Source organism: Acrocarpospora corrugata (assembly GCF_009687845.1).
Taxonomy (GTDB): domain Bacteria; phylum Actinomycetota; class Actinomycetes; order Streptosporangiales; family Streptosporangiaceae; genus Acrocarpospora; species Acrocarpospora corrugata.
In genome coordinates this window covers 1-9,640 of the sequence record NZ_BLAD01000085.1, presented here as the reverse complement: position 1 = coordinate 9,640, position 9,640 = coordinate 1, and the positions used below count along the sequence as shown (strand labels likewise).

The 9,640-nt window shown below is 71.0% G+C and carries 9 protein-coding genes and 1 pseudogene; 7 read left to right on the top strand and 3 right to left on the bottom strand.

Annotated elements, in window-relative coordinates:
* A partial coding sequence (locus tag Acor_RS33170) for a CHAT domain-containing protein (protein WP_170317198.1) occupies positions 1-1,365 on the top strand: 1,365 nt, incomplete at its 5' end.
* A 21-nt stretch (positions 1,366-1,386) separates the two neighbouring features.
* Here Acor_RS33170 and Acor_RS33165 read toward each other — a convergent pair.
* A complete protein-coding gene (locus Acor_RS33165; RefSeq protein ID WP_155340726.1) occupies positions 1,387-2,130 on the bottom strand; it encodes an MBL fold metallo-hydrolase in 744 nt (247 codons plus the stop codon).
* Between the two features lie 23 nt (positions 2,131-2,153).
* On the opposite strand from Acor_RS33165, the gene Acor_RS33160 reads away from it, so the two are divergent.
* Positions 2,154-2,963: an inositol monophosphatase family protein gene (locus Acor_RS33160; protein ID WP_155340725.1), complete on the top strand. Its 810-nt coding sequence runs from the start codon at positions 2,154-2,156 to the stop codon at positions 2,961-2,963.
* Here Acor_RS33160 and Acor_RS42450 read toward each other — a convergent pair.
* On the bottom strand, positions 2,944-3,093 hold the full coding sequence (locus tag Acor_RS42450) for a hypothetical protein (RefSeq protein WP_170317197.1): 150 nt from the start codon (positions 3,091-3,093) through the stop codon (positions 2,944-2,946). The two genes, Acor_RS33160 and Acor_RS42450, sit on opposite strands and share 20 nt — an antisense overlap.
* Positions 3,094-3,109: 16 nt before the next feature.
* Here Acor_RS42450 and Acor_RS46465 point away from each other — a divergent pair.
* From Acor_RS46465 to Acor_RS33145, 4 genes and pseudogenes are all read left to right on the top strand, one after another.
* Positions 3,110-3,286 (top strand): annotated as a pseudogene (locus Acor_RS46465) (putative RNA methyltransferase); the annotation flags it as partial.
* A gap of 51 nt (positions 3,287-3,337) precedes the next feature.
* Positions 3,338-3,970 (top strand): methyltransferase domain-containing protein, encoded by a 633-nt coding sequence (locus Acor_RS33155; protein ID WP_246239480.1) that lies wholly within the window; start codon positions 3,338-3,340, stop codon positions 3,968-3,970.
* Between the two features lie 131 nt (positions 3,971-4,101).
* The gene (locus tag Acor_RS33150; RefSeq protein WP_155340723.1) at positions 4,102-5,853 is read left to right on the top strand and encodes a S9 family peptidase; all 1,752 of its coding nucleotides are present in this window, start codon (positions 4,102-4,104) and stop codon (positions 5,851-5,853) included.
* 17 nt (positions 5,854-5,870) lie between these two features.
* Positions 5,871-7,226, top strand: coding sequence for a serine/threonine-protein kinase (locus Acor_RS33145; protein ID WP_155340722.1), 1,356 nt, complete (start codon positions 5,871-5,873; stop codon positions 7,224-7,226).
* 4 nt (positions 7,227-7,230) lie between these two features.
* Here the strand turns inward: Acor_RS33145 and Acor_RS33140 are convergent, their stop codons facing one another.
* Positions 7,231-8,745 (bottom strand): PP2C family protein-serine/threonine phosphatase, encoded by a 1,515-nt coding sequence (locus Acor_RS33140; protein ID WP_246239478.1) that lies wholly within the window; start codon positions 8,743-8,745, stop codon positions 7,231-7,233.
* Between the two features lie 96 nt (positions 8,746-8,841).
* On the opposite strand from Acor_RS33140, the gene Acor_RS33135 reads away from it, so the two are divergent.
* The coding region (locus Acor_RS33135) for a HAMP domain-containing protein (protein ID WP_170317196.1) at positions 8,842-9,640 on the top strand (799 nt) is incomplete at its 3' end.

Below are 9,640 nucleotides of genomic sequence, written 5' to 3'. Positions count from 1 at the left end.
CCCCCAACCGCCACTCGAATCGCAACCTCCCTCCCCCCAGGAACCACCCTAATCACCTACGTCCAGACCAGAATCATCGACTTCGCCAACCTCGCCCTCGGCACCCCGCCAACCACCCACGACGGCCTCCACGCCCACCAACCCCGCCACTACCTGGCCTTCGTCGTCACCTCGCCCGAACCGCAACTCGGCGATCCCGGGCAAATCGCCTCGGATGGGCCACGCATGATCCTGCTCGGCGACGCCGACCAAATCGACGCGGACTTGGCGCGACTCCGCGAACTCCTCATCCCCCGGCTTCGCGCCAACCGCGCCGACGAACGCGACGCATGCGCAGCCGCCCTGCGCGAGCAACTCTTCGACCCACTGGACATCCGGGATCGTCGCGTGCTGATCGTGGCCGGAGGCAGGCTGGGGCTACTTCCTTTCCAGCTCCTACCGCTCCCCGGAACCGGGCGGCTGATCGACGAGTACGAGATCTCCTATCTGTCCGCTCCCCGCGACCTGCTGCGCTGGACGAAACCCGTTCGTCAGCGGGTGGCCGGGCCGCCGCTGGTCATCGCCGATCCGGACTACGATCTCGGGTCGGCCGCGCCGAGCAGGGCGGTCAGGCCGCTGCCCGGGAGCGCTGTGGAGGGGAGAGAGGCGGCCGCGCTGCTGGGAACCGAAGCGATCACCGGAGCGCGGGCGGTGAAGATCACTCTGGCCTCGGTTCAATCGCCGCTGGTCGTGCATCTCGCGACGCACGGCTTCTTCATGCCGAGTCCGGAGCCCCCGCCTCTCGGGGACCACTACGAGAGTGTGCAGGTGCTCCACGTTCCCGGAGAGGGCGATTTCGTCGTCGGCGCCGAGCGGGTGCGGCCGCCGGTCCAGGACTCTTTCGGATTCGCCGGGTCCGATCCGCTGCTGCGATCCGCCGTGGCGTTCGCCGGTGTCAACACGTGGCTGAGCGGCTCCACCCCACCCGTCGCGGCCGGGATCGGCCTGCTCACCGCCGACGAGGTGTGCACGCTCGACCTACGCGACACCCGCCTCGTCGTCCTGTCGGCCTGCGACACCGGCCTGGGCGAACACCGCTCCGACGAGGGACTCGTGGGACTCCGCTGGGCTTTCGCGGTCGCCGGCGCGCAGACGCTGGTCAGCACCCTGTGGCAGATCCCCGACCGCGCGACCGCAGACCTGATGAAGGAGTTCTACACCCACCTGACAGCCGGACAGAGCGTCCCCAACGCCCTCCGCACCGCCCAACTGACCGTCCGCTCCCGAAACCCCGACCCATTCGCCTGGGCGGCCTTCGTCACCCACGGAAACCCCACAACCAACCTCACCCAATATCGCCCCATTTCAGAAAACCCACCGACCTGACGGCGGCGCCAAGCTCGATGTCTACTTCGGGGGGCGTACCGGCGTGAACGGGTCGGTGAAGTGAGCTGTGGCGAGGACTGTCGCCCGGCCCACCAGGGTGGTTCTGGTTTTCACGGCCAGGTCCTGGTCGTCGTCGTAGAGGTAGCGGATCGACGGGTCGGCCAGCTGAGCTTCGTGGAGCAGTGCGTCGCCGGAGATGATCAGGTCGCCGACCTCGACGATCTGGTGACCGGGGGTGTGGCCGGGGGCGGGGACGACCGTGATGCCGGGGACGGGTTCGGCTCTGCCGTGGATGATCTCCAGGGAGTCCCGGAGGGGGCGGATGACGCGGTCGCGCATCAGGCCGCCGCCCTGCCAGTCGAGTTCGGCCTGCTGGATCACGTAGCGGGCGTTGGGGAAGGCGGGTTCGCCGTTCGCCACCGCGCCGCTGGCGTGGTCGCTGTGCAGGTGGGTGAGGATGACCACGTCGATGTCGGTCGGATGCACGCCCACGGCGGCGAGTTCGTCCTCCAGCTGCCCGGGGACGGGCGCCCAGCCGGAGGCGGGGGACTCCAGGCCGCCGATGCCGGTGTCGACCAAGACCGTGCCGCCGTCCGCGCGTAGCAGGTGGCAGTGGAAGTGCAGAACCCATTCCGCGCCGTCGGCGAAGGTCCCGCCGGGGAAGAGTTCGGGTAGCGGGCGGCTGATGGCGGCCCCCATCGGGCCGACGGCGTCGCAGAGCGCGACCACCTCCACCCCCGCGAAGACCCTTGGCTGGTACGGCATGACGGCACCATATCTTTGATGTCGTGCGAGAACTCGATATGGCGGTACAGATCGCGCATGACGCCGGTCGTCTGCTCCGCGGCTACGCCCTGAGCGGCCCTGCCACGATCGACTACCCGGACGGCGTCGAACCGGTCACCAAGGCGGACCTGGCCGCCGACCGGCTGATCGGCAACGCGCTGGTCTCCGCCTTCCCGAGACATCGCGTCCAGTCCGAGGAGTCCGGCCCGATCGACGGCTACGACGGGCCGGTGTGGATCGTGGATCCCCTCGACGGGACCGCCAACTTCGCGCGCGGCCACCGGTATGTGGCGGTGTCGCTGGCGTACGCGGTGGACGGGGTGGTCGAGGCGGCCGTCGTGCACGCGCCCTTCCTGGACGAGACCTTCACCGCGACCAGGGGCGGCGGGGCCGCGCTGAACGGCACGGCGATCAAGGTCAGTGTGCCGGAGAGCCTCCGGCGGGCCATCGTGAGCACGGGGTTCCCGCATCGGAGAGGGGAGGTCGACGCCCTCGTCGAGCGGGTACGGCGGCTGCTGGTGAGCTGCCAGGACATTCGCCGGGCGGCGGCGCCGGCGCTGGACATCTGCTGGGTGGCCGCGGGGCGGTTGGACGCCCACACGGAGGATCTGCGTCCGTGGGACGTGGCCGCGGCCGGTCTGGTCGCCACCGAGGCGGGAGCGTCACGAGGTCATCTGCCCTCGCTTCCGGGCAATCCGCCCGAAAGCGGTGCGAGGCACGCCTGCGCGGTCCCGCCGGAGCTGTGCGGCGAGGGTTTCCTGGTCGCCGCTCCGTCGATCTACGAAGAACTGGTCAGCGTGCTGAGTGGTTGACGGTGGCGGTGTAGTCGAAGTCGAGGTCGGCGGCGTAGACGGCGCGCTGGCAGCGGGAGCAGCGGTAGAGGATCGGGCCCTCGTCGAGGGTGGTGTGACATCGGGGGCAGCAGCGGCGGTTCCTGGTCATTTCTCTTCTCCTTGTCGTGTGCGGCTATTGCACCCCCTGCGGCTTGCAGTCGACTTGCTGTTTTACTGAACGCGTGCTTGTCGACGTATTGGAACTGCTCATCTGTCCGGTGTGCCGGGAGTCCTTCTCCTTGCTGCCTGAATCGGTGTGCTGTAGGCGTGGACACACCTTTGACATCGCCAAACAGGGATATGTCAACCTTCTCACCGGCTCATCCAAGCCCGGGACGGCCGACAGTCCGGCGATGGTCGCGGCTCGGGATGATTTTCTTGGCATGGGCTACTACGACCCGATCGCCGATCGCCTGAGCGAGTTCTGCGGGCCGGGGGAGGCCGTCGGCGACGCGGGCGCGGGAACCGGGTTCTACCTCGCCAAGGCCACCAAAGGGGTCGGGCTGGCCCTGGACGTGTCGAAGCACGCGCTGAAGCGGGCCGCGCGGGCGCATCCCCGGATCGGCGCGGTGGTCGCGGACGTGTGGAAGCGGCTGCCGGTCAGGGACGACGCGCTCGATGTGCTGCTGAACGTGTTCGCGCCGCGGAATCCGGCCGAGTTCGCCCGGGTGCTCAGGCCGGGCGGGATGCTGGTGACGGTGACGCCCGGACCCGATCATCTGCGGCCGCTGGTCGACCGGCTGGGGTTGCTGCGGGTGGAGGAGGACAAGGAAGGGCGGCTGGCGGCGGCTCTGGGGGATGGGTTCGCGCAAGCCGTACAGGATCGGCTGGAATATGAGGTGGAGTTGGGGCACAAGGCGGTGACGGAGGCCGTCGGGATGGGCCCGAGCGCCTGGCACGCGCGGGAATCGCCAGTCGAAGCGCTTCCGGATCCGGTCACGGTGCGGGTATCTGTGCTGATCACAGGCTGGCGGCCACGGCGGTGAAACCTCGCGTGTGTGACCCTAGTGACCCGAGGGAGTTTTAGCCGTAAATTCCCCCCTAACATCCCCAATTTTTGGGCCGTTCTGGAGACCGACGAGCCATACTTAGCGGCGGACCCCGGGAGGAATTAGCGATGAAGGCCGAGGAACGCTGGCAGGCCAGGTTCCGCGCCCCACGCACGACGCTGCCGGTTTGGGCGAAACAGGCTCCGCATCACGCGGTCTACCGCTCCAACACCTCCGGAACCTGGGAGATCTACGCCTGGGACCGCGCGACCGGCCACACCCGGCAGGTCACCGACCGCCCGAACGGGACGGCGCACGGTGACGTCGACCCGACCGGCCAGTGGATCTGGTGGTTCGCCGACACCGACGGCGACGAGTACGGCGTCTGGATCCGCCAGCCGTTCCGCGGCGGCCCCGCCCAGCCCCTGAATAATGTCGCCCCCGGCTACCCGTGCGGCCTCGCGCTCGCCGCCAACGGCACGGCGGCCATCGGCCGCGCCTGCCGGAAGGGCTTCCAGGTCGTCCTGCTCCAGGGCGACGACGAGCCGAAGATCCTCTACCAGCACGACGAGTTCGCCTCGGTGGCCGGAATCTCGCTGGACGGCTCGCTGATCGCGATCAACCACAGCGAGCACGGCGACTCCCGCCACCCCGCGCTGCGGGTGCTGAAGGCCAACGGCACGGTCGTCGGCGACCTGGGCGACGGCGCCGGCAAGGGCGTCACCGGCATCAGGTTCGCGCCCGTGCTGGGCGACCGCCGCATGCTGGTGCTGCACGAGCGCCGCGGCCGGCACGAGCCGCTGGTGTGGGACCCGGTCACCGGCGAACAGCGCGAGATCTACCTGCGCGTGCCCGGCGAGGTCACCGCCGACTGGTACGAGGACGGCCGCGCCCTGCTCATCGTGCACAACCACCGAGGCCGCACAGAACTGCTCAGATACGACCTGGCCGGCGGCGCGATGACCCCCATCGAGACCCCGCACGGCGTGATCGACGCGGCCGCCGCCCGCCCCGACGGCACGGTCGAGTACTCCTGGTCCAGCGCCGCCCAGGCCCCCGTGATCAGGTCCAGCAACGGCCACGTCGTGATGAACCCCGGCCCGACCGCCCCGCCGTCGGTGCCGCTGGAGGACATCGACGTGGACGGCCCAGGCGGCCGGATCCACGCCCTGGTCTCCCGGCCGATCGGCACGCCGGCGCCGTACCCGACGGTGTTCCTGCTGCACGGCGGCCCGTCCGCGCAGGACGACGACTCCTTCCAGCCGCACGTCGCCGCCTGGGTGGACAGCGGCTTCGCGGTGGTCAGGATCAACTACCGCGGCTCGGCCGGGTACGGCTCCGCCTGGCGCGACGCCCTGCACGGCGACATCGGCCACATCGAACTGGCCGACGTGGCCGCGGTCCGCGACTGGGTCGTCAACCGGGGCATCGCCGATCCGCAGCGCCTGCTGCTGTCCGGCAGCTCGTGGGGCGGCTTCCTGACCCTGCTCGGCCTGGGCACCCAGCCGAAGGCGTGGACGGCCGGCATCGCCGCGGTCCCGATCGCCGACCACACGGCGGCGTACGAGGACGAGGCCGAGGGCCTGCGCGCCTACCATCGCGCCCTGATCGGCGGCTCCCCCGCCGAACACCCGGACCGTTACGAGGCCTCCTCGCCGATCACCTACGCCACCCTGGTGGAGGCCCCGGTGCTCGTCCTGGCGGGCGAGAACGACCCGCGCTGCCCGATCCGCCAGATCGAGAACTACCTGGACGCCCTGAAGAGCGAGTACGACGTCTACCGCTACGACGCCGGCCACGCCTCCCGGGTGGTGGAGGAGCGGATCAGGCAGATGCGCACCCAGATCGACTTCGCCAACCGGGTGCTGACCCGCCCCTGATCCCAGGACCATCCGATATGCGCACGTACCGGTCGTGGATCGCGCCTGCCATGGTGATCATGGCCATCCTGCTCGCGGCAGGTTCTGCCCCGCTCTGGGGCTTGGTCTTCTGGAGGCCGGACGAGTGGTCATTCGCCTCGACGCCCGACCTCTGGGAGTTCCTGATCCCGACGGGCTCCGTCGCGGCGCTCATCCTGGCCGTGGTGGGAACGCGCAGACCCGCGGCGCGGGAGTGGGCGGCGGGCGCGGGGCTCGTCGTCGCGCTGGCGTACGCGGCCACGCTGTTCTGGGCGGTGGTCGAGTCGATCGGGCCGACGATCACGCTCGTCCCGGCGATCGTGGCGGGGCTCTGCCTCGCCGGGCTCGGCGTGCCCCAACTGCTGGAGCGCCGAGTCGGCCGCACCGACCCCGCGGCGGTTCCCGGCGCTCGCCTCGTCGGCGTGCTCCTGGTCCTCGCGCCGTTCCAGAGCCTCGACTACTTTCTGGTCGGCTGGGACCGGCTCATGCTCGACAAATCTGCCATCCTCACCTGGGATTGGGCCAGCTTCGCGCCCGGCCGGGTGATCGCGTTCTGCGGTCTGGTCGCGATCATCCAGGCCCGCCACGCCCGGCGCGCCTTCCTCGCCGTGCCGGGCGCGGTGACCGTCGCGCTGGTCCTGTACGGCGTCGCCGCCGACTACGCGCACGCCGCCACGACCCTCACCACGCCGGTCCACTTCCTGGCCGGCGCCCAGCTGGTCATCCTCGGCTGCGGGATCGCCCTGCTCCTCCTCGCCCGCACGCCCAAGGGCCGCAGAACGGCGGCCACGACTCCGGCGCTCCGCGGCACAGCCGCCGCCCCGTCGCCGGAGCCGGCCACGGCACGGGCCGATTGGACCCAGCCCTCACCCGGCCGGGAGGAGCGGCTGCTCGCGGGACGGTACCGGCTGGTCGAGCGGATCGGCAGCGTCGGCGTCCTGCACCGCGACGTCAAGCCGGCCAACGCCATGGTCGACGACGAGGGCAGGGTCGTGCTCACCGACTTCGGCATCGCCGCCCGTGCCGACGACACCTCGCTGACGCTCACCGGCGGCCTGATCGGCACCCCCGGCTACATCGCGCCCGAGCGCCTCAACGGCGACGCCGACGGCCCCGCCGGTGACCTGTGGTCGCTGGGCGCCACGATGTACCACCTGGTCGAGGGCCGGGGTCCCTACCGCGGCACCAGCCCGGCGGCCGTGATCGCGGCGGTGCTCACCGCCCACCCGGCCCCTCCCGTCCTGGCCGGCCCGCTCGCTCCGGTGCTCCTCGGCCTGCTGGCCAGGGACCCGGCCGACCGATGGCCCCCCGACCGCGTCCGCACCGAACTGACCATCATGGCGGGCACCGGCTGACCGCTCAGGGCGCGCGCAGCACCAGGATGGCCAGGTCGTCCGCGCTCGGCTCCGGCGCGAAGTCCTGCACGGCCCGGCGGATCCGTTCGGCCACCGCCCGCGCGGACAGGTCCACGCATTCGGCCAGCAGCTTGGCGAGCCCGCTCTCGTCGTCCAGCAGCCGGGAGCCTGCCCGCCGCTCGGTGACGCCGTCGGTCACGCCGAGCAGCACGTCGCCGGGTTCCAGGCGGACCGGCTCCGCCTCGAACTGCACCCCGGGGAACACCCCGAGCAGCGACTGCGGCGACGCCACGGCCTCCACCACCCCGCTGGGCCGCAGCCGCAGCGCCTCCGGGTGCCCGGCGGACACCAGGCGCAGGTCCAGGCCGCCGTTGGCGAGGGTGATCTCGCCGTGCAGCAGGGTCAGGAAGCGGGCTCTGTCGCCTTCCTCCAGGATCGCCTGGTTGAGGCGGCCGACGACGGCGGCGACGCCGTACCCTTCGCGGGCGAGCAGGCGGAGCGTGTGCCTGGCCAGGCCGGTGACGGCCGCCGCCTCCGGCCCGGTGCCGCAGACGTCGCCGATGGCGAAGCGCCAGATGCCTTCGGATACCGGAAACAGGTCGTAGAAGTCGCCGCCGACCTCGTTGGTCTCGCCGGCCGGTTCGTAGATCACCGCCGAGTCCAGGCCGGGGACCTTGGGTTCCTCCAGCGGGAGCAGGCTGCGTTGCAGGGCCAGGTTGGCGGCGGCCTGCTGGGCGTACAGCCGGGCGTTGTCCAGGGCCAGGGCGGAACGTCTGGACAGGTCCTCGGCCAGCTGCATGACCTCGTCGGGGAACCGGTCGGACCGCCCGAGGCACATCACGCCGAGCCGCCGCCCGCGCGCGGTGAGGGGGAACCCGAGCGCCTGCCAGGGCCCGACAGCCAGTTCCGCGGGGTCGTCCGCGGCCGGCATGGTCAGCCCGGCCAGGTCCTCGCGGAGCCCGTCGGTGCGGGCCTCGTCGGCGTGCCACACGTACGCCAGCTGGAGCGGCCCGCCATGCTCGGCCGTGTAGACCGCGCACCAGGACGCCAGCCGGGGCACCACGATCTGCGCGACGATCGCGGGCACCATGTCCGGGTTGAGCGTCCCGGCCAGCAGGTCGCTTGCGTCGGCCAGGAACCCCAGCCACCCGGGCCCGGCGACCCGCTCGACGACCTCCTCCGCGCTGACGCCGCCCGGCAGATCCAGCCGGGCCCACCGGGTACGATCCGAACCGGCGTAGGTGACCCCCCAGGCGGGCGCGTCGATCGGCGAGTCCTGCTCCTGCCCGAGTTCCTTGACCTCGATCTGGACGGAGTCCCCCCGGTGCATCCACCGCACCTCGAAGGATCCGAACGGAACCGCCGCCACCAGCGCCTCGGCGACCCGTTCCGCGTCCGCGTACATGGACATGGCGGCCCACGCGGTCAGCACTTCACGCGTGAACCGCTTCACCTCGGGCACGGCCAAGTCCCCCGCCGCGAACGAGGCGGCCAGGACGGCTCGTGGAGTAGTCGTCACCCGTTTGTGCCTACCACACTTCACACTGACGCGGAGTCAATCAAGCAACGACCCTACTCCTACGGAACGTGACAGACTTACCAGTGAGGAGGCCTTATGTCGCGCACCATCGCCGAAAAGGATGAGACCGAACGCCGGTATTCCGAGTCGGATCTCAGGCCCCTGCTGGACACGCTGACCGTCTGGCGGGACGGCGACTTCCGGCGCCGTGTGCCGCACGCGCCTCCTGGGATGCTGAGTGAGATCCGGCTGCTGCTGAACGAGCTGGCCGACCGCCGCGAGCACCTGGCGAACGAGCTCGCCCGGGTCCGCCGCGAGGTGGTCAAAGAGGGCCGATTCGGCGAGCGGCTGACGCCGGGGCCCGGAGTCGGCTCGTGGGCGGAGAGCGTCGAGTCGGTGAACGACCTGATCGACGCCCTGGTCACGCCGGTGACCGGCGCCGCCGACGTGATCGACGCGGTCGCCAAGGGCGACCTGAACCGGCGAATAGACCTGGACAGGACGGCCCGCGGCGAGGTGCGGCGGCTGGGCAAGGCCATCAACGGCATGGTCGACCAGCTGGCCCTGTTCACCTCCGAGGTGACCCGGGTGACCAGGGACGTGGGCACCGAGGGCAAGCTGGGCGGCCGGGCCAACCTGCGCGGCATGTCCGGTTCCTGGCGGGATCTGACCGACGCCGTGAACACCATGTCCGGCCGGGTCTCCGCTCAGGTCCGCGACATCGCGGTGGTGACCACGGCGGTGGCCAGGGGCGACCTGTCACGGAAGGTCACCGTCGACGCGGTCGGCGAGATGTTCGAGCTGAAGAACACCGTGAACACGATGGTGGACCAGCTGTCCGCCTTCGCCGAGGAGGTCACCCGGGTCGCCCGGGAGGTCGGCACCGAGGGCCAGC

Bases quoted from the DNA above. Each gene is read 5' to 3' on its own strand.
- Acor_RS33165 (WP_155340726.1), bottom strand. From the start codon at position 2,130: ATGCCGTACCAGCCAAGGGTCTTCGCGGGGGTGGAGGTGGTCGCGCTC.
- Acor_RS42450 (WP_170317197.1), bottom strand. From the start codon at position 3,093: ATGACCAGGAACCGCCGCTGCTGCCCCCGATGTCACACCACCCTCGAC.
- Acor_RS33155 (WP_246239480.1), top strand. From the start codon at position 3,338: ATGGTCGCGGCTCGGGATGATTTTCTTGGCATGGGCTACTACGACCCG.
- Acor_RS33150 (WP_155340723.1), top strand. From the start codon at position 4,102: ATGAAGGCCGAGGAACGCTGGCAGGCCAGGTTCCGCGCCCCACGCACG.
- Acor_RS33145 (WP_155340722.1), top strand. From the start codon at position 5,871: ATGCGCACGTACCGGTCGTGGATCGCGCCTGCCATGGTGATCATGGCC.